The sequence below is a fragment of the Streptomyces megasporus genome (assembly GCF_000718985.1).
Classification (GTDB): domain Bacteria; phylum Actinomycetota; class Actinomycetes; order Streptomycetales; family Streptomycetaceae; genus Streptomyces; species Streptomyces megasporus.
The window spans coordinates 186,734-212,819 of the sequence record NZ_JODL01000004.1 but is presented as its reverse complement, the minus strand read 5'-3'; the positions used below and the strand labels follow the sequence as shown (position 1 = coordinate 212,819).

General features: G+C 72.5%; 12 protein-coding genes. All 12 read right to left on the bottom strand.

The features are described from left to right. Window positions 1–9 precede the first annotated feature (9 nt). The 12 genes from IF47_RS30560 to IF47_RS0105655 are packed head-to-tail and all read right to left on the bottom strand — an operon-like array spanning window position 10 to window position 25,941. Window positions 10–2,553 (bottom strand): lantibiotic dehydratase, encoded by a 2,544-nt coding sequence (locus IF47_RS30560; protein ID WP_157839921.1) that lies wholly within the window; start codon window positions 2,551–2,553, stop codon window positions 10–12. Further along, window positions 2,550–6,290 (bottom strand): condensation domain-containing protein, encoded by a 3,741-nt coding sequence (locus IF47_RS0105705; RefSeq protein WP_051717063.1) that lies wholly within the window; start codon window positions 6,288–6,290, stop codon window positions 2,550–2,552. Before IF47_RS0105705 ends, IF47_RS30560 begins: the two co-directional genes overlap by 4 nt. Then, on the bottom strand, window positions 6,287–7,825 hold the full coding sequence (locus tag IF47_RS0105700; RefSeq protein WP_051717062.1) for a class I adenylate-forming enzyme family protein: 1,539 nt from the start codon (window positions 7,823–7,825) through the stop codon (window positions 6,287–6,289). Before IF47_RS0105700 ends, IF47_RS0105705 begins: the two co-directional genes overlap by 4 nt. Further along, entirely contained in the window at window positions 7,809–9,659 is a 1,851-nt protein-coding gene (locus tag IF47_RS0105695) for an ABC transporter ATP-binding protein (protein WP_031507121.1), read from the bottom strand. The genes IF47_RS0105700 and IF47_RS0105695 overlap by 17 nt, the downstream gene beginning before the upstream one ends. Further along, entirely contained in the window at window positions 9,659–11,455 is a 1,797-nt protein-coding gene (locus IF47_RS0105690; RefSeq protein WP_051717061.1) for an ABC transporter ATP-binding protein, read from the bottom strand. The genes IF47_RS0105695 and IF47_RS0105690 overlap by 1 nt, the downstream gene beginning before the upstream one ends. Next, window positions 11,452–15,957 carry a non-ribosomal peptide synthetase gene (locus tag IF47_RS0105685; RefSeq protein ID WP_031507118.1) on the bottom strand — a complete coding sequence of 1,502 codons (4,506 nt, stop codon included), beginning with the start codon at window positions 15,955–15,957 and terminating at the stop codon, window positions 11,452–11,454. Before IF47_RS0105685 ends, IF47_RS0105690 begins: the two co-directional genes overlap by 4 nt. Beyond that, window positions 15,954–18,440 carry a condensation domain-containing protein gene (locus tag IF47_RS27505; RefSeq protein WP_037731994.1) on the bottom strand — a complete coding sequence of 829 codons (2,487 nt, stop codon included), beginning with the start codon at window positions 18,438–18,440 and terminating at the stop codon, window positions 15,954–15,956. The genes IF47_RS0105685 and IF47_RS27505 overlap by 4 nt, the downstream gene beginning before the upstream one ends. A 1-nt stretch (window position 18,441) precedes the next feature. Further along, complete coding sequence (locus IF47_RS0105675) at window positions 18,442–20,334, bottom strand: non-ribosomal peptide synthetase (protein WP_031507117.1); 1,893 nt, start codon at window positions 20,332–20,334, stop codon at window positions 18,442–18,444. Between the two features lie 44 nt (window positions 20,335–20,378). Continuing rightward, the gene (gene asnB / locus IF47_RS0105670) at window positions 20,379–22,223 is read right to left on the bottom strand and encodes an asparagine synthase (glutamine-hydrolyzing) (RefSeq protein ID WP_245641007.1); all 1,845 of its coding nucleotides are present in this window, start codon (window positions 22,221–22,223) and stop codon (window positions 20,379–20,381) included. Between the two features lie 11 nt (window positions 22,224–22,234). After that, a complete protein-coding gene (locus IF47_RS0105665) occupies window positions 22,235–23,644 on the bottom strand; it encodes a condensation domain-containing protein (RefSeq protein ID WP_051717059.1) in 1,410 nt (469 codons plus the stop codon). Then, complete coding sequence (locus tag IF47_RS27500; RefSeq protein WP_031507112.1) at window positions 23,634–24,989, bottom strand: condensation domain-containing protein; 1,356 nt, start codon at window positions 24,987–24,989, stop codon at window positions 23,634–23,636. The genes IF47_RS0105665 and IF47_RS27500 overlap by 11 nt, the downstream gene beginning before the upstream one ends. Continuing rightward, a complete protein-coding gene (locus tag IF47_RS0105655) occupies window positions 24,982–25,941 on the bottom strand; it encodes a fatty acid desaturase family protein (protein ID WP_031507110.1) in 960 nt (319 codons plus the stop codon). The genes IF47_RS27500 and IF47_RS0105655 overlap by 8 nt, the downstream gene beginning before the upstream one ends. Window positions 25,942–26,086 lie beyond the last annotated feature (145 nt).

Genomic DNA, 26,086 nt, shown 5'->3' with positions numbered 1-26,086 from the left:
CTGCACTCCTCACCTGTCCACCGCGATGACGCGGAACTCGCTTGTGTACCGGCGGCCCTGGCGGTCCATCAGCCATGTCTGCTCGCTGGTGGGCAGCATCTCGCTGACGGTGATCGTCGTCCGTCCGTCCGGCTCGGCCGCCGCCCCCCGGACCGCGTGCGCGAAGGCGTTGACGAACAGCGGGCTGTCCAGGTCGACGTAGAACGGCTTCGTCTCGTGCGCCGCCTTGACGAACACGAAGCGGGGGATGCCGTGCGATTCGGCCCACCGGCGCGCGGCCACGAACCGCTCCGCCTCGTCACGCTCGTGCGCGAAGGCGAGCTCGTCGGCGTCGAAGCGCCACGACTCCCGGCAGACCACCACCCGGTCGATCGTCACCCGGGGGGTGTGCCGCCGCGGGCCCGCCAGTTGGAAGCGGCTCACCAGCTTGAAGCTGATCGCCTCCGCGAGCAGCTCCACCATGTCGAAGACCGGCCCCCCGTCCGCGCCGTGGGCCACCACCACGCCGTCGCGCAGCCCGACCCGCAACTCGGCGCTGGGCAGCGCCCGGGGGTGGTCCGTCAACCAGGAGGCCTCGTCGCCCAGAAGCAGCCGGTAGTCCTGGTCGGTCGCCAGTGTGATCATGGTCCGGGTGGAGTACAGCCACTGCTTGGGCAGGACCGGGTACACCCGCGGTTCCGGCATGTCCAGCGCCGTCGCCCGTGCCATCTCCTCCGGGTCGGGGTGCTGCTGGACGAAGAGCAGGTTGCGCAGCGTGTTGACGCCGACGTGCAGCTCGCCCATGACCAGCCGGTAGTCGCCGCGCGCCACCGCCTCGGGGCTCTCGGCGGCGATCATCATGTCCGGCGCCTGGTAGCGGGCGCCCGGCCAGCCCGGCGCCTCGGCCGCGAACACCTCGTCCACCAGCGGACGGAGCGCGTCGGACCGGTACTCGACCCGGCGCCCGTCGAACCGGCCGAGGACGGAGCGCCAGCGCTCCTGGAACTCCTCGACGGCCCGGTCCATCACCTCCTGGCGGGGCCCCAGGACCATGGACTGCACCCGGGCCCAGAACTCCGGGAGCCGCGGCTCGTGTGCCGGGCCGCCCGAGGTGAGTTCCCGGTACACCCGCCGGAATTCCTCCCGGTAGCCCTCGGCGACTCGCCAGGTCAGCCAGCGCGCGGAGTCCAGCATCAGCGAGAGCGGCGGGCCGAGCTCGTCGCGCAGACCGGGGCCGATCCCCACCCAGCCGTCCCGCCGACAGTCCTCCCAGACCAGGGTGCGGGCACCGTAGGTCTCGCCGTGCGCGCGGGTGGGCGGTTTGCCGGTGATCTCGGTGAAGGTGCTCTCCAGTGCGTCGAAGGCGCGGTCGAGCTCCTCGGGACGCCCGGCCGCGGCAGCGATCCGGTCCCGGGCCTCGGCCAGCCGGTCCAGCCGGCCGAGCGCCTCGGCCCGCAGCGAGGGATCGCCGATCCGCTCCAGCCGGCTGCGGACGGCGGCCTCCGGTCCGGGTTGCAAGGGCAGTTCGAGGTCCCAGGCGATCAGTCCCGTGGCGCGCAGGGACTCCAGCAGGGCCATGCCCTCGGCCTCGGAGCCGACCGGGAGCTCCGCGACGACGTCGAGCGCCGTGCGGCGGCCGTCGCAGAGCCGGAGCACCTCGTGCAGGACCTGGGCCTTCGCCCGGGGAAGGGGGACCGTGCGACCGGGCAGCCGCAGTACGTCCCCCTCCAGCGACGCGGTCGGCAGCCGGCGGGGGGCGATCCAGCGGCGCAGCGCGAGGTCCTGCCCGAGCGACCGCACCAGGGCGTCGAGGCCCCACTGCTCGAAGTACACCTGGCGGGAGGCGACCAGATCCTGCCCGGGACGCACCTCCAGCGGGGCGCCGTCGTCGGTGAACTCCGCCCAGCCGACCGGCCCGAAGAACCCGATCGAGTCGTTCTTGACGCAGTAGCGCTGGAGGTAGCCGGCGACCAGTGCCTCGTGGTCGCGGCGCCGGGAGTTGCGCCGCCCGGAACCGCCGTCGCCGCCCAACCTGCGCACGCCGTCCGCGTACGCCCTGCGGTTCTGCCAGATGACGGCTTCCTGGAAGCGGCTGTCCGCGGCGGTCTCGCGCAGCGCGTCCGACAGCATGGCCGTGTCGTCGTCCAGCGCCTTGCGGAAGTCCTGCTCCGCGGTCCTGGCCAGGTCCTCCGCCTCGGCGAGCCGTACCGACTGGGGCCAGTCGGCGAAGTCGGCTCCGGGTGACTTCCCCTTGTTGAGCCGGGAGATCGCGCGCAGCAGCGGCCGCCGGCGGCCCAGGTCGTCCCACCGCCCCGCCTCGCGCAGGGCGTCGAGCGCCGCCCGGAACGCCTCCAGCGTCTCCTGACGGGCCGCTTCGGCGGCCTCCCGGGCGCGGATCAGCCGCCCGGCCGCGTCGGCCGACGCCGGCGCGGCCAGGCGCAGCACCCGGCTCGCCGGGAAGCCGGTGCCGCGAAGCCCCACCGTCCGCCACAGGTTCCAGTCGCCGCCGGGCAGGGGCACCAGGTGCGCGGCCCGGCCCGTCGGCGCGGCGCCCTTCGGGGTTCGTGCTGTCACAGCCGGCCTTCCTCACGGTTCTCGGTCACCGGAGCCGAGGGCCCGGCGGACCGCGCGCCGTCCCTGGCCCACAGCAGGGCGTCGACGACGGCGGCGCTCTGGCTCACGGTCCGGGCCTGCATCACGCTGCGCACCGGGACGTCGACCCCGAGCTCGTCCCGCACCGCGGAGATCAGTTGGACCGCGAGCAGCGAGTGCCCGCCGAGGTCGTAGAAGTCGTCCTCGACGCCGACGGGTTCGACGCCCAGCACCTCCGACCAGATCTTGGCGAGCACGCGTTCGGTGTCGGTGCGGGGCGCCACGTAGCCGTCCGGGTGGTCCTCCTCGGCGGCGCCGTGGTCGGCGCGCCGGAGCGGATCCGCCGGGCACAGCTCGGCGACCGTGGCGTCGGGCCGCTCCAGCAGGCCGTCCAGGACGGCGCGGTAGTGGTCGGCCAGGCGCGTGGCGGAACCGGCGGTGAGGATGTCGGTGCCGTACTCCAGCGCGGCATGCAGCTCGGTCCCCGCGTCCACCACGGTCAGCATCAGCTCGTACTGGGCCGTGCGGTGCGGCAGCGGGTGAGGGGCGATGCGCAGCCCGCCCCAGGGGACCGTCGCCCCGGGGTCCGCCGTGCCGAGCACGAAGGCCGCGGCGTCGGCGTGGGCGTGCGGCCGCTGGAGCACGAACACCGCCTGGAAGAGCGGGTTCCGGCCGGGTTCGCGCCTGGGCTGGGCGATCTCCAGTATCCGGGGGAGCGGGAGGGCCTGGTGGTCCAGCGCCCCCAGCACCGTGCGGTGCAGCCGCCCGGTGAACTCGCGTGCCGTGAGGCCGTCCTCGAACCTGGCCCGTATGGGCAGCGGGTTGGTGAAGTACCCGACCACGCCCTCGACGTCCTGACGCCCGCGGTTGGCCGCCGGCGAGCCGACCACCACGTCGTCCTGGCCGCTCGCGTGGTGCAGCGCGATGTGGAAGGCGGACAGCAACACCGTGTACAGCGTGACGCCCTCGGCCGCGGCGAACTCCCTGAGCCGGCCGGTCTGCCCGGCGTCGAACCGGAAGACCAGACGCTCCCCCCGGTGGCTCGGCACCGGCGGGTGCGGGGTGTCCACCGGGAGGTCGAGCACCGGCGGCGGCCCGGCCAGCGTCTCGCGCCAGTACGCCTCCAGCGCCGCGCCCCGGGCACCGGCCAGCATGCTCCGCTCGCGGCGCACGTGGTCGGCGTACCGGCCGGCCGGGGCGGGGAGATCGGCGGGGGCGCCCAGGGAGTGCGCCCGGTGGCAGCGGCCGAGCTCGTCCAGGAGGACCACCATGGACCACAGGTCCGCGGCGATGTGGTGGACGGTGAGCAGCAGCACGTGCTCGTCCTGGGAACGGGTCAGCAGCCAGGCCCGCAGCACCGGGTCGTGCTCCAGGTCGAACGGGCGGTGCGCGAGGTCGGCGAGCCGTTCGGCCAGCCGGTCCTCGCTGTCCGCGGACGCGTCCAGGCACTCCAGGGCGATCGGTTCCGGGGAGACGAACGAGACCGTCCGGTCCCCGTCGACGCGGTAGCGGGTCCGCAGCACCTCGTGCCGTTCGCTCACCTGGGCCAGGGCCCGCCGCAGCGCCTGGGGGTCCACCCGGCCCAGGAGGCGCAGCGCGACCGGGATGTTGTACGCCGTGCTCGTCGGATCCTGCTGCTGCACGTGCCAGATCGACCGCTGGCCCAGGGACATCCCGCCCGGCTCCCCGTCCGGCTCCGCACCGTCGGGCTCCCCGTCCGGCGCGGACGCGATCCGTGCCTCGGCGGCGAGCGCGTCGATCCCCGCGTCCCCGAGCATCCGGCCGAGCCGCAGCTCCACACCCAGCTCGTCGTGCATCCGGTTGGCCAGCAGCACGGCGGCCGGCGAGTCGATGCCCAGGGAGGACAGCGGAACGTCCGTGGCGACCTCGTCGGGCGCGCAGCCCAGCAGTTCGGCGATCCGGGCGCGCAGGGCGTCCGCGACCACGGCGTGCGGCTCGGACGGCGGGGCGGAAGGCGTGGTCCGATCCGGCAGCGCCCGTGCGTCCCGTGCGTCCGTGTCCGGGCCGAGCGCCTGGAAGCCGCCGGACAGGTACCGCTCCCGGCACAGTGCCCGCTGCACCTTGCCACTGGTCGTCTTGGGGATCGTGCCGGGCTTGAGCAGCACCACCGCGTGCACCGCCAGCTCGCAGGACTCCATGACGGCCTCGCGGACGGCGGCGACCGCCTCGGGCACGGAGACCGTTCGCAGCGAGCGGCCCTCGACCTCCTGCAGCACGACCAGCACCTGCTCCCCGTCGTGCTCCACCGCGACGGCCGCGCAGCAGCCGGGGCGGAAGGCCGGGTGGCTGCGCTCGACGGCCTGCTCGATGTCGGTGGGGTAGAAGTTCCGGCCCCGGACGATGATCAGGTCCTTGCGGCGCCCGGTGACGAACAGCTCGCCGTCGGAGAGGAAGCCCAGATCGCCGGTGCGCAGGAAGGGGCCCTGGTGGGTGTCGGCGGTGCGGGCGCCGAAGGCCTCGTCGGTCGAGACGGGATTGTCCCAGTAGCCGGCCGCCACGCTCGCGCCCCGTACCCAGATCTCGCCGATCCGCTGCTCGGGCAGGGTCAGACGGGTCTCCGGGTCCACCACCAGCACCTCCTGGTCCGCCGCCGGGGTGCCGCTGCCGACCAGGCGCCGGGACGGCCTGCCGGACACGGCGGGCTCCGCCCGGTCGGCCTCCAGACCCGCCGCGTCGACCTCGACGACGGTCGGCTCGGTGGACGCCGACGCGCCCGTGACGAAGAGCGTCGCCTCGGCCAGCCCGTAGCAGGGCAGGAAGCTCTCGCGGCGGAAACCGCAGTCGGCGAACGCCTCGGCGAAGGCGTCCAGGGTCGCCGCGCGGATCGGCTCCGCTCCGTTGAAGGCCACCCGCCACGAGCTGAGGTCCAGCTCCCGCCGGTCCTCGTCGGTGGCCAGCCGCGCGCACATCTCGTACGCGAAGTTCGGGGCTCCGCTGAACTCGGCCCGCTCCTCGGAGACGACCCGCAGCCAGTGCATCGGGCGGCGCAGGAAGCTCATCGGCGCCATCAGGGCGACGGGGAAGCCCGCGTACAGCGGGGTGAGGATGCCGCCGATCAGCCCCATGTCGTGGTAGGGCGGGAGCCAGATCACGGCACTGGTGCGCTCGTGGCAGCCGAAGGCCCGGCTGATCATGCCCAGGTTGTGCAGCAGGTTGCCGTGGGTCAGCACCACGCCCTTGGGCGAGGCGGTGGAGCCGGAGGTGTACTGGATGAACGCCGTGCTGTCGGCCCCGGACCGCGGCGCCGACCAGTCGTCCGCCGCGCCCGTGTCCAGCCGGTCGGTGACCGCGATGCGCAGCCCCTTGGGACCGTGCTCCTCCCCGTCCTCCCGCAGCAGCTCCAGCACGGAGGCGGTGGTGAGCGCGAAGCCCGCCCGGGAGTCGGCCACGATCGAGGTCAGCCGGTGCACGTTGCGCTGGGTGCGCGGCGGGTAGGCCGGGACCGGAACCACCCCGGCGTACACGGCGCCGAAGAAGGCCCGGATGTAGTCCAGACCCGGCGGGTACAGCAAGAGCGCGCGGTCCCCGGCGACGGCTCCCAGCTCCCGCAGCCGCACCGCCACCGCCCGGGCGTCACGGTCGAGTTCACCGTAGGTGACGCTCTCGGCGGTCGTGTCGTCGGACAGGAACCGGAAGGCCGTGCCGTCGGAGGACGACATCGCACGGCCACGCAGCAGCTCGACGAGGGTCGAGGTCATTGGTGGGTACCCCCCTGCTCGGACTTGGGCGCCGGGACGCGGGCGGCTGCCGCCACCTCGGCCCGGCGGATCTTCCCCGACGACGTCTTGGGGAGTTCCGCGACGAACTCCACACGGCCGGGCACCTGGTGCGGCTGGAGCCGCTCGCGGCAGTAACGGACCAGTTCGGTGACGGTGAGCTCGCCACAGGCCACCACGGCCGCCCGCACCCGCTCGCTCCCACCGGGCAGCACCTCGCCCCACACGACGGCCTCCCGCAGCAGCGGATGGCCGAGGAGGACCTGCTCCACCTCGACGGGGTTGACCTTCTTGCCGCCGACGTTGACGAACGAGTCCTTGCGGCCGATCAGATGCAGCACTCCATCCTCGTCGAGACGGGCCACGTCGCCGGTCGCGTACCACCCGTCGCGCAGCACCTCGGCCGTGTTCTCCGGCCGGTTGAGGTAACCGCCGAACATCGCCGGCGTACGGACCAGCAGCAGGCCAGGGGAGCCCGGCGCGACCGAGGCGCCGGCGTCGTCGACCAGACGCACCTCGACGCCGGATGCCGGCCTGCCCACCCCGCCGGTCTCCTGCCGCTGGCAGGCGATGATCCCGGCCTCGGTGCACCCGTAGACCTGGCTGATCCGCACCCCGAACCGGTCGGCGAAGCGGCGCGCCGCCTCGGGCGGCAGCGCGGCCCCCGACGACAGGCACAGCCGCACCGAGGAGAGCCGGGAGCCGCTCCCGCCCGCCGAACGGACCATCAAGTCGCAGACGAGCGGGGTGGCCACCAGGACGGTGGCGCGGGTGCGTTCCAGCTCGCGCAGCAGCAGTCCGGGGGCGAAGCGGCCCAGGACGACCAGCCGGGCACCGGTGAGCAGCGAGGTCACCAGACCGGCGATCAGGCCGAAGGAGTGCAGCAGCGGAACGGCCGTCAGCACGGTGTCCTCCGGGCCGTAGCCGAAGGACCGCCGGTAGATCAGCCCGCCCTGCACGAGGTTGGCCTGGCTGTGCACCGCCGCCTTGGGCGCCCCGGTCGAGCCGGAGCTGAACTGGTAGAGGAAGGGGTCGTCACCGGAGGGCTCCGGCGGTACCGCGGCCGGAACGGCGCCCGCGGACCCGCCGGAGGCGCCGGGGACACCGGTGGTGTCGATCAGCCGCCCGACCCGGTCCCGGACCCCATCGAGGGCTCCGAGCCGCTCCGGACGTCCCAGCACCGTCAGCTCCCCCGGCTCTCCGAGCTCCTCGGCCAGCGCGTCCAGTTGGGCCGCGGTCGAGCCGGGCTCGGCAGGCACCAGCCGGGCGCCGGTGCGCGCGACGGCCAGGAACGCGACCACGCAGTCGGCCGTGTTGTCGAAGAGGAGGACCGCGGTGCGCGCGCCGGTGAGTCCCGCCTCGAAGAAGTGGCCGGCGGCCGCCTCGACCCGGCGGGCCAGCTCGCCGAACGTGACGGTCTCGCCCCCGTGCTCCACGGCCACCCGGTCCGGCCAGGCGGCTGCGGCGTGCCCGAGGAGGGCGCCCAGGGTGCGGGCGGTGTCAGGGCTGCAGGACACGCGCGGCCTCCTTCCCGGCCTCTCCGGCCTCTCCGGCCTCCTCGGCCTCGAAGTCCGGACGCTGGTGGCGGAAGTAGTGGTCGTACAGCTCCGCGTACCGGCCCCCTGCCGCGAGCAGGCTGTGGTGGTCGCCCTGCTCGACGATCCGTCCGCCGTCCACCACGACGATGCGGTCGGCCCTGCGGACCGTGGGAAGCCGGTGCGCGACGACGACGGTCGTGCGGTCCTTGGAGACGGCGTCCAGCCCCTCCTGCACCTGGGCCTCGGTCAGCGGGTCCACGTTGGAGGTGGCCTCGTCCAGGATGAGGATCGAGGGGTCCTTGAGCATGACCCGCGCCAGAACGACCAGTTGACGCTGGCCGGCGGAGAGGTTGCGGCCGCCTTCGTTGGTCTGCGTCGCGAGCCCCGCCGGAAGCTGCTCCAACCAGTCCCCGTCGGCCACCGAGCGGGCCGCGGCCAGGATCTCCTCGTCGGTGGCGCCCGGCTTGCCGAAGCCGATGTTCTCGGCGACCGTGCCGGAGAAGAGGAACGGCGACTGCGGGACGATGCCGAGGTGGGACCGGTACTCGTCCAGGTCCAGCTCCCTGATGTCCCGGCCGTCCACCAGCAGCCGGCCGCCGTCGAACTCGTACGACCGGGTGATCAGGCGGATGATGCTGGACTTGCCGGCGCCGGTGTGCCCCACCAGCGCGACCGTCTCGCCGCTGCGGATCTCCAGGTCCAGGCCGCGCAGCACCGGCTTGTCCGCGGCGTAGCCGAAGTCGACGCCCCGGAACTCGATCCGGCCGGCCAACTCGGGCACGGCCCGTGCGCCGCTCTGCCGCACCCCGGGCTCCCGGTCGATCAACGCGAAGATCCGCTCCGAGGCGGCGAGCCCCTGCTGGAACTGGTTCCAGAAGGAGGCGATGCTGGTCAGCGGGAACCAGAACAGCGTCAACGCCTCGAGGAACAGCGACCACTCGCCGGCGGTGAGCTCCCCGGAGGTGATCCTGGCGCCGCCCAGGAGGACGACCAGGACCGTACCCAGACCGGTGAGGGTCAGCAGCAGCGGGAAGATCCCGCTGAACAGCCGGTTGAGCCGGACCGTGGCCCTGAACCACCGCTGGTTGGCCTCGGTCAGACCGGCGTTGGTGGACTCCTCGCGCTGGAAGTTGCGGGCCACCGCGATGCCCCGCAGCGTCTCCTGCACGTAGGCGGTGATCTGCGCGAGCGACCGCTGCTGCTGGCGCGACGCCTGCCGGGACACCCAGCGGAAGGCCAGGCTGACCAGCACGATGACGACGGAGACCAGCAGGGTGACCAGGGCCAGGAGCACGTTGATCGTGAACATCGCGACGAGCAACAGCCCGATCATCAGGACCTGGCCGACCAGGCTCAGCGTCAGCGTGGCCAGTGTCGCGAACGCCTGGGTGTCGGAGGTGATGCGGCTGGCCACCGACCCGGAGGACTGCTCGTCGAAGAACCCCATGTCCTGCCGGAGCACCGCCGCGAAGGCACGGCGGCGCATCTCCAGCACCACGTCGCCCACCAGGGTGCCGATCACCCGCTGCTGCACGAGGGTCAGCAGCCAGGCCACCAGGCCCGTGGCCAGCGCGCCCGCCACCAGGGGGAGCACCCCGCGCTCGACGCTGTCGCGGTCGGCCGTGTCCACCACGACGGCCGCCAGCAGCGGGAACGCCGCTCCGGCCGCTGCCGCGCCCACCACGCAGAACGCGACCAGCACCACCTTGCGGACCTTCGTCGCGAACATCGGCGCGATCCGCCGCAGCAGCTCCCGGTCACCGTAGGAACGGTCGTAGCTGTCCGCGGAGATGCCGTCGAGTATGTGCGCCATCAGTGGACTCCCTCTCCGGTCCGGCCGCCGGCCCGGTCCTCCAGGTACGGCGCGAAGATCCGGTGGTACAGGCGGCAGGTCTCCAGCAGTTCCTCGTGACGTCCCTGGCCGACGATGCGGCCCTGGTCCAGCACCAGGACCAGGTCGGCGCTGCGGATGCGGGAGAGCCGTGGGGTGATCATGAACGTGGTGCGGCCCGCGGCGGCCCGTCGGATCGCCCGCTGGATCTGCTGCTCCGTGGCGCTGTCCACCGCGCTGGTGGAGTCGTCCAGGACGAGGATGCGCGGGTTCGCCAGGAGGGCCCGGGCGATGGCGATCCGCTGGCGCTGGCCACCCGACAGGGTCGTGCCGCGCTCGCCGATCACGGTTCGGTAGCCGTCCTCGGTCGCCATGATGAACTCGTGGGCGTGCGCGGCCTTGGCGGCCTCTTCCACCCGGGACCGGTCCACGTCCGGTCCCACGCCGAAGGCGAGGTTCTCCTCGATCGTCTTGGAGAACAGCACCACGTCCTGCTCGATGACCGAGATCTGGGAACGCAGCGACTGCGGGTCCCAGTCGGCGGTGTCCACACCGTCGATCAGCACCCGGCCGGAGTCCGGTGCGTAGGTGCGGTTGAGCAGTTGCAGCAGCGTGGACTTCCCACTGCCCGTCGGCCCCACCAGCGCCACCGTCATCCCCGGCTCGACCGAGAAGGAGACGTCGCGCAGCACGGGCTTGTCGTCGTAGCCGAAGGAGACCCGGTCGAAGACCACCCGACCGGCGATTTCCCCCGAGTGGCCCGACTCCCCCTCGTCCGCGCCGGTCCGGTCGTCGATCACCTCCAGGATGCGCCGGGCGCCGGCGATCCCGAGGAAGATCAGGCCGATGCTGAAGGAGGCGAGCTGGGTCGGGGACCGCAGGGCGGCCATGAGGCCGAGGAAGGAGACGAACTGGCCCGTCGTCAGGGAGCCGCCCGCCACCAGCGAGGCCCCGTGCAGCAGGCCGCCGGCCAGGGCGATCGCCAGCAGCAGCGTCGGCAGGTACACGGCCTGGGCGTGCGCGTGCCGCACCGAGGCGTCCCGGTAGGCCCGTGCCAGTTCCACGAACCGCCGCTGCTCCTCCTCGCGCCGACCGGTCGCGTCCACCGTCTCGATGCCGGTGATGGTCTCCGAGACGTGGGCGCTGAGCTCGCCGAACCGGGCCCGGGTCGCGCCCGCCGCCGGGTCCAGCCGCCGGCCGTACTCCAGCAGCGCCACCAGGAACAGCACCAGGAACACCGCGGGCACCAGCAGCAGACGGACGTCGAGCAGCCCGATGAAGATGATCGGAACCAGCAGGCCGAGGGCCATGTCGAGGGTCATGTCGACGCCCGGCGACAGCATCAGGTTGAGCGCCTGGGCGTCACCGGTGATCCGCGCGGACAGGTCGCCCACCCGGCGCCGGTTGAAGAACCGCTGGCTCTTGTGGAGCAGCGACGAGAACAGGGAGGCGCGCACGTCGCGCTCCAGCCCGCACGCGTACGCCTCCAGGGAGTACGTGGCGCCGATGCCGACCAGGCCCCGGACGAGGACCAGGGCGAGCAGGACCAGCACCATGGTGGTGAACAGCCCCTGGTCGGGGCCGTCGCCCAGCACCGCGTCGAAGGCGACGCCGACCGTGATCGGGACGGCGGCGGCCAGCACGTGCCAGAGCACGGTGGTGACCAGATGGGTCGCTATCCACCCCTTGGAGCGGGAGAGGTGCGACAGCAGCCACCCCAAAACCGGTGTCCCGGTCCGCCGGGGCGTGGCGGAGGGCCGTTCGGTCGCGGTCGTCATGCGGTCTCCTGCGTGGGGTCGTTCAGGGTCCGGGCCGGGGCCGGGAGGTATCCGCTGCGCACCAGTTCGGCCAGGTAGGTGTGGAGCAGCCGCTCGTCGAGCGGCGGGCAGTCGACGCCGGCCGCCGCGTACGCGGGACGGGCGTGGCCGCCGGAGTCCGCCGGGTCGCCCGGCGCCCCGGGCCCGGCCGGGTCGGCCAGCAGGTCGACGAAGGGGAACAGCGCGTTGTCCCACGAGTCCCGCGCGGACGTCCGGAGGGCGGCGAGCCACTCGGCGTACGGCACCCGGCGCAGGTCGTAGCCGAACCCCTCGACCCAGTCGAACACCGTGGCGAGGTCGACCGGCTCGGGGTGCGCCAGGTCGAAGGAGCCGGACTCGCCGCCCTCGCGCAGCGAGAGCCGGACCACGGTCTCGGCCACCCGGTCCGCCGGCACCATCCGGACGGGGAGCGTCCGGAGATCGGGGTGGCAGCCCAGTTGCACGCTGCCCTTGACGATCGCCCAGATCAGGTCATTGGGGTTGCCGATGCCGCTGCCGCTGTGGCCGCCGACGAAGTCCGGCCGGTGGACGTCGACGGGAATCCCCCGCTCCCGCGCGGCGACCGCCAGGTGCTCGGCCGCCCACTTGCTCTGGTTGTAGCCGCCGGCGACCGACGCGCCGGAGCCGGTGCCCGGCTCGGGCACGGACGCGGTGGAGACGTGCTGGACGGGGATGCCGCCGCCGTGGGCCGCGAGCCGCAGCACCTCCTGGGTGCCCTCCACGTTCGCCGGGCGCAGCATCTCGTACGGCAGGGTGAAGCTCACCCAGGCGCCGCTGTGGTAGATCGCGTCCAGCCGCGCGGCGAGGGCGTCGAACCGCTCGGGGGAGAGCCCGAGCAGCGGGCGCCCCAGGTCTCCGGGCTCCGCCACCAGGCGCTCCGGGGCGTCCGGCTCCGGCAGCCCGTACGCGCCGAGCGCCTTGAGCAGCCGGGCCCGGCCGTCCTCGGGGCCGTCCGCGCGGACCAGGCAGTGGACGGTCGCCGAGGTCCGCGTCAACAGCTCGTGCAGCAGGTGGGCGCCGAGGAAACCGGTGGCGCCGGTGAGCAGCACGGCCTCGGGCGCACCGGACCGGTGACGTGCGTCCGCGCGCCCGACCCGGATCGCCGGGTCGAGGACGGGCGGCTCGAACCGGTCGGGCGGTGTGCCCTCCGCGGTGCCGTCCGGCCGGGCGGTTGCGGTGTCCTCGATCCGGCGGGCCAGCTCCGCGACCGTGGTGTTCTCGAAGAGTGCCACCAGCGGCAGTTCGGCCCCGAGGTCGCGCCGCAGTGCGAACAGCACGCGCGGGACGAGCAGGCTGTGCCCGCCGAGGTCGAAGAAGTCGTCCTCCGCGGTCACCTCGTCGACGCCGAGGACCTCTTCCCAGATGCGGGCGACCGCCTGCTCGGTGGCGGACGAGAACGCCGGGGCGGGACGTCCGTGGTCCTCGAGGATCGGCGCGGGCAGCGCCTTGCGGTCGTGCTTGCCGTTGGCGTTGAGCGGTATCCGGTCCAGGATCGTCATGGTGGACGGCACCATGTAGTACGGGAGCTGGGACCGCAGGTGGTCCTGCAGGGCCGCCGGGTCCGGCCGGCGCCCGGACTTGGGCTCGACGTAGCCGGCCAGCCGCCGCTCGCCCTGTCCGTCCGCCCGGACCACCACGGCCGCGGCCTGCACGTCCGGGTGCTGGCCGAGCACCGACTCGATCTCCTCCAGCTCGATGCGGAAGCCGCGCAGCTTGACCTGACGGTCCACCCGGCCGAGCACCTCCACGTCGCCACTGGGCAGGATCCGTGCGAGGTCGCCGGTGTTGTAGAGCCGGTCGCCGGGCCGCTCGGAGAAGGGGTGCGGCAGGAAGCGCTCCGCGGTGAGGCCGGGGCGGCCCACATAGCCGCGGGTCAGGGCCAGACCGCCGATGTACAGCGTGCCGTGCACCCCGACGGGCACCGGCTGGAGCAGGTCGTCGAGCACGTAGAACTCGGTGTTGGGCAGCGGACGGCCGATCGGCACCGGCTCCTCGTCGCTCCGCTCGGGCATCGGCGTCTCGAACAGCCCGCTGTCGACGGTCGACTCGGTGATGCCGTACGAGTTGACCAGCCGGGTGCCGGGCGGGCACAGCGCCTTCAGGTTCCAGTAGTCGCGCATGAACCAGATGTCGGCGCCGACCGCGAGGATCTTGAAGTTGTCCAGCATCCGTCCCTGTTCGGCCACGTGGCCGGTCAGCAACCGGATCACCACGGGCACCAGGTCGGCGAAGTCGATCCGCTCGCGCTGGAGCAGCTCGTACAGCCTGACCGGGTCGAGCAGCACCTCGCGCGGGCACAGCACCAGGGTGCCGCCCGAGCACAGGGCACGGACCATGTCGCCGGTGAACACGTCGAAGGCGATGTTGGCCGCCTGGAGGTGGCGGCGCACGGTGGTGCCCAGCTCGTACACCCGCTCCCAGGAGCGGAAGGCGCTCACCAGCGCCCCGTGGGTGAGCATCGCGCCCTTGGCCCGGCCGGTCGATCCGGAGGTGTAGACGATGAAGGCCAGGTTGTCGGAGGCGGCACGGGGAGCCGGGGCGGGTGCTTCGGGCAGCCGGTCCGGTCCCTCCGCGAGCCAGTCGTCGAAGTGGCCCACCGTGACGTCCCTGCCCAGATCGGGCATCGCGGAGGTGATGTCGTGCCGGGTCAGCAGCAGGCGCACCTCGGCGTCGGCCAGGATGAAGTTGAGCCGGTCGACCGGGTTCGCCGGGTCGAGCGGCACATACGCGCCGCCCGCCTTCAGCACGCCGAGCACGGCGGCGACGGCGTCCGGGCAGCGGGGCGTGCACAGTCCCACCCGCACCTCGGGGCCGACGCCGAGCGCCCGCAGTCTGGCCGCGATCGTCTCGGCCCGTCGGTCGAGTTCGCGGTAGCTGACCCGGTCGTCGCCGTCCACCACGGCGATCGCGTCGGGGGTGTCTCGGACGTGCCGTTCGAAGAGGCCGTGGACGTTCTCCTCGGGCGCCACCTCGACGGAGACTCGGTTCTCGCGGACCAGCACCCGGTCCAGTTCCTCCGCCGAGAGCAGCGGCAGCCGGGAGACGGGCAGGTCCGGGTCGCCGACGACGCCCTCCAGCAGCCGCTCGAAGTGCCCCGCCATTCGTTCGACCGTCTCGTCGAGGAAGAGGCCGACGTTGTACTCCCAGTCGCAGCGGAGCCGCTCCCCGTCGTCCACCAGATCCAGGCTCAGGTCGTACATGGAGGTCCGCCGGCCCTCGTTGGTGAACGGGGCGACCCGCAGGCCGGTCAGATCGAGCTCGGCGCGCGGCGCGTTGTGCAGCGAGAACATGGTCTGGAACAGCGGGGACCGGCTCAGGTCCCGGTCCGGCTGGACCGCCTCGACGACCTGCTCGAAGGGGATGTCCTGGTGGGCGAAACCGTCCAGGCAGAGCCGCCTCGTCCTGGCGAGCACCTCCCGGAAGGACGGGGCGCCGGACAGGTCGGCGCGCAGGGCCAGGGTGTTGACGAAGAAACCGATCAGGGACTCGGTCTCCGGCCGGTCCCGGCCCGCCACCGAGGTGCCCACGACGATGTCGTCCTGGCGCGAGTAGCGGTGCAGCAGCACGGTGTACGCCGCGAGCACCGTCATGAACAGCGTGGTGCCCGCCTCGGCGCTCAGCTCGCGCAGTCTGGAGGTGAGCTCGGCGGACAGGACGAACGAGCGGGTCCGGCCCGAGTAGGTCTGGACGGGGGGGCGGGGCCGGTCGGTGGGGATCGCCAGGCCGGGCAGCTCGCCGCTGAACCGCTCCCGCCAGTAGTCCAGCCCCTCCGACCCGCCGGCCGCCGACCGCTCGCGCTGCCAGTGCGCGTAGTCGGAGTACTGGATCGGCAGCGGGGGCAGCGGATCCTCCCGCCCGGCCAGGAAGGCCTCGTAGTACGCACCGAACTCGCGGGTCAGCACCCCCATCGACCAGTCGTCCGCGATGATGTGGTGCAGGTTGATCAGCACCACGGTCTCCCGGTCGGCCGGCCGGACCAGCGCCACCCGGAACAGCGGGCCGGCCGCCAGGTCGAAGGGCGTCCCGGCGTGCTCGGCGGCGAGCCGCCGGACCTCGGCCTCGGCGTCGGCGGTCCCGCGCAGGTCGATCACCGAAGGCTGCCAGACGACCTCCTCCGGGGGCGTGACGACCGGCACCGGCTCGCCGTTCACGGCGGTGAAAGAGGTGCGCAGCGTCTCGTGCCGCCGCACCAGGGCCTGGAACGCCCGCCGGGCGGCGTCCAGATCGACCTCCCCCTCCAGGCGCAGCGCGTACGGCATGTTGTAGACGGTGTCGCCCGGCTTGAACTGGTCGAGGAACCACAGCCGCTGCTGCGCGAAGGAGAGCACCGCACCCGGCTCCCGCCGAGCCGGTATACGGGAGGTGCCGTCGGCGGCGCGTCGCTGGAGCCGCTGCATCAGCAGGGCGTACTTGGCCGGGGAGAGCTCCCGCAGCCGCCGCAGCTTCTCTTCGGTCTCGCTCATTCGGTGGCCTTCCGTGCCTGTCGTGCGAAGGTGCGCAGCGCCGCGACCGCGGTCTCGGCCGGGACGCCGTACAGTCCGGCCGCACCGGTCCACTCCAGGTGCAGCCGGCCGCCCCGTACGTGGCTGACGACCTCCAGCGGGCCGGGTCGGGGGGCGAGCGGGGCGGCCGGGTCGTGGTCCGGGGAGTCGGCGAGCCGCAGCGGCCCGTCCCCGGGCAGCAGCGCGTCCAGATCGCCCAGGTGGGTGAGCCGGACGGAGGAGGCGACGGGAGGCGCGGCCACGGGGATGGCCGACGGACCGAGGGAGTGCCCCGGCACCGCGTCCGCGGTGGTGTCCGGCCGAGGGGTGAGAGCGAACCAGCCCGATCCTTCGGCCAGTTCGCCGGAGTGGTCGGCGATGCCGAGCACCGCGGCCGGGGCGCCGAGCCACTCCGACAGCGCCCGGGCGACCGCGTCCGCGACCAGTGCGGGCAGGGCGGCGCCGGATCCGGTCAGCGCGGCGGTGTCCGCCGCGTCGAGCGCGGTGCGGTGCGTCTCGACGGCACCGTCCGCCAGGGCCTCCTCGGGCAGCACACAGACCGACGGAGGCAGCGGAGCCGGAGTCCGGGGCCGAGCGGGTTCCGCGGCGGGCGCGTCGACCGCCGGCGGCAGTGCCGCCGTCCGTCCGGCCGCCGACCACTCCAGCACCGCGGCCAGGTCCGCCAGCAGCCGTCGCCAGCCGGCCAGATCGGCCGCGAGTTCGTGCACCACCAGCAGCAACCGGCGCGCTCCGGCGGGACGCTCGACCACGGCGGCGCGCAGCAGCGGCGCCTGCCCGGCCGCGAGCGGGGCGCGCAGCCGCTCGGTCGCCAGGCGCAGCATTCCCAGGGCGCGTGCGGCGTCCTGCCGGGACAGGTCGAGTCGGCCCACCGGCACCTGCCCAACCGGCTCCGCGGTCTGCCTGACCCAACGGTCCCCCTCCCGGACCAGGGGAGAGCGCAGTGCCGTGTGCCGCAGCAGCAGTTGCAGCCCGGCCTTCTTCACCTCGGCCGCGCCGACCCCCTCCGGCAGGTCCAGCAGCAGGGCCCGGGCCCGGCCCTCCGGACCGGCGCCGCCGTCCTCGGCCAGGAACCGCTGGACCGGGGAGAACGGCACGGCGGTCTCGTCGTCGGTTCCGTCCGCCGGCTCCCGGCCTCCCACGGCGAGCCGCTTTCCGGAGTCGGGGAGGGGGTCGGGGAGGGTGTGGCGGTCCACCGCGCCCGCCGTGCGAGGGATCTCGTCCAGCTCGATCCAGTACTCGGGCAGCAGCAGCTCCGGCAACCGCCCGGCGACGGCACCGCGGACCTCGGCCTCGCTCACCTCGCCGCGCGGCACGTAGTAGGCCGCCATCCGCCGGCCCAACCGGCTGCGGTCGTCCGGGTCGGTGTAGCCGATCTTCGCCAGCATCGACTTCACACGCGGGATGTTGATCGGTGTGCGCAGCTCCTCGTCGGCCTCGTCCCGCGACAGGTGCCCCAGCCGCACCTCCCAGCGCGTGGGCGACTCGTAGTTGTGGAAGCCGCGCTCCAGCTTGTGCACGTAGACGCCGACGTCGTTGATCATGCAGTTGGAGCTGCAGAAGCCGGTGTCCTTGGGAGCCGACCACAAGGTCTCCCGGCTCTGCAGGAACGCGCGGATGTCGTCCTTGGTGACGGCCGAGTAACGGTAGTAGTCGATCACCTCGACCCGGTCCAGCACGTCGGCCGACAGGTCGGAGCCCACCTGGTGGTAGACCTTCCGGCCGACCTCCAGTTGCCGCTCGATCCGTTCGGGGGCGAACTCCCCGTTCCGGTAGAACCACAGCAGCCGCTCGTCGATGATCTGACCGCGCGACAGGCCGGTGACGACACTGGGGATGCCGCGTTCGTGGGCGAGCCGGGCACTCAGGTCCAGCAGGGAGCGGAAGCACCCGTTGCAGACGCTCTTGTGCTGCTGCAGGCTCCGCACGAAGACCCGGTTCTGGTCGGCCCGGGTCATCGTGACGTGCTCGATGCCCAGCGCCCCGGTGATGGCTTCGACGTTCTCCAGCGCCGTACGGGAGATGAAGCCGTTGTCGAAGGTGAAGGTCATCACCCGCAGTCCGAGCCGGACGAGCTGGTGCAGCACGTAGGTGCTGTCCTTGCCGCCGCTGAACAACAGCAGGCAGTCGTACTCCGATCCGGCGGCCCGGGACCGCTCGCGCACCAGTCGCACGAACTCGTCGACCTCACCGAAGTAGGACAGGATCTCCTTCTCGTGGGTCTGGTGCATCAGGCAGAGGTCGCAGACGCCGTGCTCGTCCAGCACGGTGCCCGGGTAGGCGGTGTCCATCCCGCAGCGCACGCACCGCTCGGCCTTCGTCCGCATGGCCGTGGCGCTCTGGAAGACGACCGCGCAGTCGGCGATCCGCTCGTCCTGGAGCAGTGCCGCCTCGATCTGCCGCTCCACCAGGCGGATCCGCTCGGCGTCGTCGAGAGGTGTCGTCATCTCAGTTGCCGCCGTTCTGGGCCAGCAGCCGCTCGGCCTCGTCGTCGTCCAGTCCGTCCAGGTCGGCGAGCAGGTCGTCGAGGTCGCCGCCGCTCTCCAGCAGCGCCTCCTCGATCAGCGCCGCGAGCGCCTCGATGGTCGGCGCGGCGAGGAACCGCTGGAGGTGGATCTCCACGCCGAACTCGGCGGTGACCGCGGCGAGCAGCCGCATCACGAGCAGCGAGTGCCCGCCGAGCTGGAAGAAGTCGTGCCGCACGCCGGGCTTGTCCACCGGCAGCAGCCCGGCCCAGATCGCGGCCAGCGTTTCCTCGGTGGCGGTGCGCGGGGCCACGTGGTCCTTTTCGAGCTGCTGCTGCGGCGCGAGCGGCACGGGCAGGGCCCGGCGGTCCACCTTGCCGCTGATGGTGCGGGGGAGTCGGTCCATCGGGACGATCGCCCGGGGCACGTGCGCGTCGGGGAGACGCGGCACCAGGTGCGTGCGCAGCGCCTCCGCCTCGACGGGCTGGGCCAGTTCCACGAAGGCGCACAGGTAGGCCGGGTTGCCCTGGTCGTCGGGGACCGCCACCACGGCCGTGTCCCGCACCGCGTGGTGGGTGCGCAGCAGATGCTCGACCTCGCCGAGCTCCACCCGGACCCCGCCGATCTTGATCTGCTGGTCGCGTCGCCCGACGTACTCCAGCGTGCCGTCCGGCAGCATGCGGGCGAAGTCGCCGGTGCGGTAGACGAAGTCCTCGGGGTCGTCGCCGAGGGGGTTGGGGACGAAGACCTCCCGGGTCGCGTCCGGCTGGTGGAAGTACCCCAGGGACATGTACGGCGTGCGGATGTACATCTCGCCGACGGTGCCGGGCGCGCAGGGTCGGCCGAGCCCGTCCAGCAGCACCACCCTGGCTCCGGGCATGGCCTTGCCGATGGGGATGGTGGCGCGCTCGGCATCGGCCGGGGTGACGAAGTGGAAGGTCTTCGTCATGGTGGTCTCGCTCGGCCCGTACATGTTGAGCAGCCTGACCCGCTCGCCGTGCCGGCCGAACCACTTGGCCACGTCGGACGGGGCGAGCGGCTCGCCGGCCATCGCGATGCAGCGGAGGGCGGCGAGCTCGGGGCCGTTGGCCGCCGTCGCGGTGGGGAGCAGGGCGCGGAACACCGTCGGCACGCAGTGCACGAGGTCGATCCGCTGCTCGTCGAGCCACCGGGCGAGGGCCGGACCGTCCAGGGTGAGCCCGGTGGGCGGCACGCAGACCGTGCCGCCGGAGACCAGCGGTACGAACAGGTCCCGCAGGATCGCGTCGAACGCCGGCGAGGAGAGCTGGCTCACCCGCCACTTTGGTCCGACGCCCAGCAGTTCGGTCTCCCAGCGGACGAAGTGGTCGATGCCCTGCATGCGCCCGACGATGGCCTTCGGCCGGCCGGTGGAGCCGGAGGTGAAGAAGATGTACGCGGCGTCGTCCGGGTCGTGGACGTGCTCCCTCTCCAGCGTTGTGCCGGTCGGCTCGGCCGCCAGGTCCAGCTCGACCCGGCGGGCCGTCGGAAGCGCCTCGTCCAGGAGCCCGGCGGACTCCTCGCGGGCGGAGGCCCCGACCACCACCCATTCCGGCGCGGCGGCGGTGAGCATGGTGCGCAGCCGCAACCCGGGCGCCGAGAGGTCCATCGGGACGAACACGCCGCCGGTCTTGAGGACGGCGAGGATCGCGACGGCCAGCTCGCGCCGGTCGACGGCGAGGATCGGCACCACACAGCCGACGCCGGCGCCGGAGGCCCGCAAGGCCGCGGCGAGTTCGCCCGCGCGGCTCTCCAGCTCCGCGTAGGTCAGCGTCCCCTGGGGGCACTCGACCGCCACGCGCTCCGGGAACCTCCGCGCGGTCTGCTGTACCAGGCCGTGGACTGCTTGGAAGGCCATCGTGCTTCCTCCATCGGTAGGGGCAGCCGCCGCCGCCCCAGAGCTCATGTGTTGTCGGGAAGGGCAAAGGTGTCGAGCAGCACACCGAAGGTCAGAACGGTCAGCAGCAGGTCGTCGCCCAGGTGGGGGTGGATCTCGAAACCGGGCTGCCGGTACTGCTTCTTGAGGTTCTCGATCACGTCCGGGTCGAAGTACCCCTGCCGTTTGATCCGGTCGTAGGAGAGCAGGTCCTCCACCCACTCGACGCCCTGCCGCAGCAGGGCTGGGCTGCCCTGGGCGCGGAAGCCGAACTTCTCGCGGTGGATGATCTCGTCGGGCACCAGACCGCGTGCCACCTGCTTGAGCGCGTACTTCTCGGTCCGCTCGGTCACCTTCAGGCGCGGCGGCATCGTCGTCGCGAACCGGACCACCTCGGGGTCGAGGAACGGGTACCGGGCCTCGACCGAGTTGGCCAGCGCCATCCGGTCCCCGTGGTCGGAGAGGAGGTGGTCGGTCAGCCGGAGCTTGAAGTCGAGGTACGAGCGCTGGTGCACCGGGTGCCTGCCACGCAGCATCTCGGGGTCGACCACCGGGTGGGCCAGGCAGTCCACCTCGGCGAAGGCGTCCCGTACGTCCGGCGCGTACAGGTCGAGCTTCGACTCGCGCCAGGCGTGGTAGTCCCGCTCGTAGAAGATCTGCGGGTCGCCCCACAGCCTGCGGCGCAGGTCGTCCTCGAACGGGTCGCCCGCGGCGGGCCGGCGGACCAGGTCGAAGCGGTAGCCGAGGTAGCCGGCGAACAGTTCGTCGGCACCCTCGCCGGTGAGGATCACTCGGGTGCCGCTCTCGCGCACCGCGGCCGACAGCGCCATCGAGCAGGTGTTGTAGGTCTCCTTCACCGGGCACTCGGCGTGCAGGACCATCCGCCGGAGTTCGGCGGCGATGTCCGCGGGGCGGAAGAGAGTCTCGTGGTGCCGCGAGCCGAGGTGGCGGGCCATCTTCCGCTGGAAGCGCGACTCGTCGATGTCCTCGTCGCCGAAGGAGATCGAGAAGGAGTTCGGTGTGCCGCCCGTGCCCACGCGGTGGACCAGGGCGCCGATCAGGGACGAGTCCAGACCGCCGCTGAGGTAGTACCCGACCGGCACATCGGCCTGGAGCCGGCGCCGCACCGACTCCTCCAGCAGTCCCCCGAGGGTCTCCAGGCGGTCGGCGTCGGACATCTCGTCCGGGGCCTCGCCGTCCGGCGGGTAGTCCAGATCCCAGTACTTCACCTTGCGGACGTCGCCGTCCTCCACCAGGAGGTAGTGGCCGTTCTCCAGGCTGCTGATCCCGCGGAACAGGGTGCGCGGACTCACCGTGCCGGGGAAGGTGAGCACCTGGTCGAGGCCGGTGAGGTCGACGCGCCGCTCCACCTCGGGGTGCTGGAGCACGGCCTTGATCTCCGAGCCGAAGACGAAGTGCCGCGGCGTCCGCGCGTGGTAGAGGGGAAGGATGCCCATGGGGTCGCGGGCGAGGAAGAGCCGCCGCCTGCGGCTGTCGTGGATGGCGAAGGCGAACTGGCCGTTGAGCCGGTCCAGCAGGCCGGTGCCGTGCTCCTCGTAGAGGTGCACGAGTACCTCGACGTCCGTGTTCGTGCGGAACCGGTGGCCCTTGGCCTCCAACTCGGCTCGCAGCTCACGGTGGTTGAAGATCTCGCCGTTGCAGACCATCACCACCGAGCCGTCCTCGTTGCGGACCGGCTGCTCACCGCCCTCCAGGCCGACGATGCTCAGCCGCCGGAACCCCAGGCCCACGCCATCCCGCACGTACCGGCCGCCCGAGTCGGGGCCCCGGTGCAGCAGCGTCGCCGCCATCGCGTCGAGCACCCCCTCGTCGACGGGGCCCGCGCCGTCCAGATCGGCGTAGCCGGTCACACCGCACACGGTCAGATCCCCCCGAGGTCGTCGTTGAAGCCGTCGGCCCAGTCCGCGGCGCCCAGCGAGAGCGCCGAGACGCGGCGCTCCGGACCGGCGCACGCGTCCGCCAGCAGGGCCAGGTACTGCTCCGTCATCCGCTCGATCGTCGGCCGGTCGAACAGGTCGGTGCTGTACTCCAACTGGCCGCGCAGTTCGTCCTCGAACTCGAACAGGTCCAGGCGCACATCGAAGATCGACGTCGAACGGACGTCGTCGAGGCGGGTCATCGTCACGCCCGGCAGCTCCACCTGTCGTCTCCGTGCCGGGATGTTCTGCAGGATGAACATCACCTGGAACAGGGGGTTGCGGTTGGCCGCGCGCTCCGGAGCCAGCTCCTCGACCAGCATGCGGAACGGCAGGTCGCGGTGGACGAACGCCTCCAGCGCGGTCTTGCGCACGCGGCCCAGCAGCTCCCGGAACGTCGGGTCGTCGGACAGGTCCGTACGCATCACCAGGGTGTCGGCGAAGTAACCGACCAGCGCGCTCCACTCCGGCCGGTCCCGGTTGCCCACGGGGGTGCCCACCAGCAGGTCCTGTTGGCCGGTGATCCGCGACAGCAGGGCCTTGAAGCCGGCCAGGGTGACCATGAACAGGCTGGCACGGGACCGCTGCGCCAGGCGGTTCAGCTCCTGGCGGAGGTCGTGCGGCACCTGGAAGACGTGGCGGTCGCCGCGGAAGCTCGGGCGGGTCGGGCGGGGACGGTCGGCGGGCAGGTCGAGGGAGGCCGGGGCGCCGGCGAGTCGTTCGGTCCAGTACTTCAGCAGAGTCCTGCCGCGCGGACCGGCCAGCCGCTCGCGCTGCTCGCGGGCGTACTGCGTGAACTGCCTGGGGAGCGGCGGCAGTTTCACCTCGGTGCCGGTCACGGCACCGGCGTACAGGTCCGCGACCTCCTGGAGCAGCACCTGGAAGGACCAGCCGTCGGAGACGATGTGGTGGACGACCAGCACCATGACGTGCCGCTCGGGCCCGGTCCTGACCAGTTCGACCCGGAAGAGCGGAGCGCGACCGAGGTCGAAGGGCCGGTGCACCGCCTCGTGGACGAGCCGGTCCGCCTCGGCGTCCCGCCTGTCCTCGGGCAGGTCGGTCAGGTCGGTCACCGTCAGGGGCAGCGGTACGTCCTCGGCCACCACCTGGTACGGCACGCCGTCGACGGAGGCGAAGGAGGTGCGGAGCATCTCCTGGCGGTCGACGATCCGCCGCAGGCACGCGGCCAGCACCTCGACGTCGAGCGGCCCGTCGAGTCGCCACATCGCGGTGGAGTTGTACGACGCGTTGCCCGGCTCCAGGCGGTCCAGCACCCACAGTTGTTCCTGGGTCAGGGAGAGCGGGGCCGGCCCGGTGGCGCCGTCGGGCGGGGTCGTGCCCGTGCTATCCGGCATGGTGGGTCGCTCCTGTGGTCGTCAAGAGGGTGCTCAGGGGGGTTCCGGGGTCGTCCGCGACGGTCGCGAGGACCTCGCCGAGCTCGGCGAGCAGCCCGGCCAGGGCCTGCTCGCCGAAGCGCGCGCGGCCGTGGCTGAGCAGTGCGCGCAGGTCTCCGTCCTCTTCGTAGAAGACGAGGTCCAGGTCGTAGAGCGTCTGCGGATCGTGGTTGACGATGCGGGCCTCCAGGCCCGGCAGGCCGGGGGGCACCTCGGGCGTGCTCTGGAAGGAGAAGAGCACGTTGACCAGGGTGTGGAAACCGCCGCGCCGCGGCGGCCGGAGTTCCTCGACGAGCTTCTCGAACGGGATCTCGCGGTGCGCGTACGCCCCCAGCGCGCTGCCGCGTACGGCCCGCACCAGGTCTCGGAAGGTCTCGACGCCGGCCAGGTCCGTCCGGATCACCAGGAGGTTGACGAAGAAGCCGACCGCGTCGTGGTACTCGGGTCTGCTGCGCACGGCCGTGCGGGTGCCGACCGCGATGTCGGCCGTGCCGCTGTGGCGGTGCAGCACGGCTTTGAAGGCGGCCAGCAGCACCATGAACAGGGTCGCCCGCTCACGCCCGGCCAATTCTCGCAGCGCGGTGTACACGGGGCGGGGCACGGTGGCCCACTGCGTCGTGGTGGAGCCCCCGACCGCCGGCTCCGCGGTTCCGGCCAGGTCGAGCTCGGGCAGTGGCCGGAGCCCCGCCAACCGCTCCTTCCAGTACGCCAACTGCCGCCGGTAGCCCGGGCCCTCGCACCAGCGGTGCTGCCAGCGGACGAAGTCGGAGAACTGGGCCGGCGGCGGCCCGAGGGGGTTCCCGCCGCCCTCCAGTTCGGCCGTGTACAGCGTCTCCAGTTCCCGGAGCAGCACGTTCCACCAGGACCATGCGTCCGAGACGATGTGGTGCACGGTCATCCGCAGGACGTGCTCCTCGGGGCCGAGCCGGAGCAGCATCGCCCGCATGACCGGCCCGCGGGCGAGGTCGAACCGGCGGCGGGCGTCCTCCTCCAGCAGCCGGGTCAGCTCGGCCTCCCGCTCCCGCGCGGGCAGCGGCGACAGGTCCACCACGGGCACGTCGACGGCGGACTCGTCGGTCACGCGCTGCACCGGGCGCCCGTCCACGACGGGGAAGACGGACCGCAGTGCCTCGTGGCGGCGTCGCAGCTCCTCGATGCTGCGCCGCAGCGCCGGCACGTCCAGCGCACCGGTGAGCCGGAAGGTCATCGGGTCGACGTAGACGGACGTGCCCGACATGCGCTCCAGGAACCACATTCCCTGCTGCGGCGAGGTGAGCGGATGGTCGGCGACGACGGAACTACTCATCGGCGCCACGCTCCGGGGATCTGGCGACACGGCTGTTGGCGTGTGCCTCCTTGATGACGGCCCAGTAGAACTTCGGATAGGTGCGCGAGGTGTGCTTGGCCAGTTCCAGCGTGGTGCTGTGCCGTTCCCTGAGGCGGTTGATGGGCACCACCATCGCCGCGTGGTGCTCGATGTGGAGGTTGTTGCCGTTGGTGAACCACGTGCTGAACCGACTGCCGGTTATGGAACGGGTGTTGAGCAGTACGTCGGTGCTCCAGTTGTCGCACAGGACGTGCTCGGGGAGTTCGACCAGGAAGTGCGCCGGCACGGCGACGAGCAGAGGAAGCAGCCAGAGCCAGAGCACCGGCTCCCCGTACCCGAGCGTACAGAGGACCACCGCCGCGACGACCGGCAGCGCGAACATCCGGTACTCGCCGACGATTTCGCGTTTACGAGCCTCGGCTATCTGGCCCATGCCGTATTCCCAGCCACCGCGCCAGCAGCGCACGACGTCCATCAGGGCGGCCCCCATCCGGCCGAAGGCGAAGCACTCGCGTACCAGCACCCCCCAGGTCAGCTTCTGCCGGGTGGCGAAGCCGAAGAACTCGGAGTCCTTGTCGGTGCCCAGATAACGGTGGTGCTGCAGGTGCCGCACCCGGTAGTGGCTGTAGGAGACCAGCATCGGCACCCCCAACGGCACGCCGACCAGCCGGTGCCAGCGGGGCGACCGGAACGCCGAGTGATGCAGGCACTGGTGTTGCAGCTCGACCCAGTGCGTGTACATCAGGCCCACCAGGACGACCCCCGCCACCCTGACCGGCCACCAGCCGCCGGCCAGCGCGAGTACCGCCCCGGCGGCCCAGAGGCAGCCCGCGGCCAGGAGCTTGATGACGAATATCCGCTCGTCCGCGGCGCTGACCTTGACCCGCTGGAAGAGGAGCTGCGACGCCGAGGCGTTCGCATCCGAAGACATGGACTATGACACCTTCCCAAAGCCGCGTACCGCGGGTTTCCGTCCCTGAATCCACCGGGACGGAAGTCCGCCCTTATGTGTGTGTCACTTGCCGGTTGTTTCCGAGAATTCGCCCGGAGTTTCGGTCCGAGGCGGGAGAAACGGA

Coding starts and splice junctions, on each gene's coding strand:
- IF47_RS0105705 (WP_051717063.1), bottom strand. CDS start 6,290: ATGACCTCGACCCTCGTCGAGCTGCTGCGTGGCCGTGCGATGTCGTCC.
- IF47_RS0105695 (WP_031507121.1), bottom strand. CDS start 9,659: ATGGCGCACATACTCGACGGCATCTCCGCGGACAGCTACGACCGTTCC.
- IF47_RS0105690 (WP_051717061.1), bottom strand. CDS start 11,455: ATGACGACCGCGACCGAACGGCCCTCCGCCACGCCCCGGCGGACCGGG.
- IF47_RS0105685 (WP_031507118.1), bottom strand. CDS start 15,957: ATGAGCGAGACCGAAGAGAAGCTGCGGCGGCTGCGGGAGCTCTCCCCG.
- IF47_RS27505 (WP_037731994.1), bottom strand. CDS start 18,440: ATGACGACACCTCTCGACGACGCCGAGCGGATCCGCCTGGTGGAGCGG.
- IF47_RS0105675 (WP_031507117.1), bottom strand. CDS start 20,334: ATGGCCTTCCAAGCAGTCCACGGCCTGGTACAGCAGACCGCGCGGAGG.
- IF47_RS0105665 (WP_051717059.1), bottom strand. CDS start 23,644: ATGCCGGATAGCACGGGCACGACCCCGCCCGACGGCGCCACCGGGCCG.
- IF47_RS27500 (WP_031507112.1), bottom strand. CDS start 24,989: ATGAGTAGTTCCGTCGTCGCCGACCATCCGCTCACCTCGCCGCAGCAG.
- IF47_RS0105655 (WP_031507110.1), bottom strand. CDS start 25,941: ATGTCTTCGGATGCGAACGCCTCGGCGTCGCAGCTCCTCTTCCAGCGG.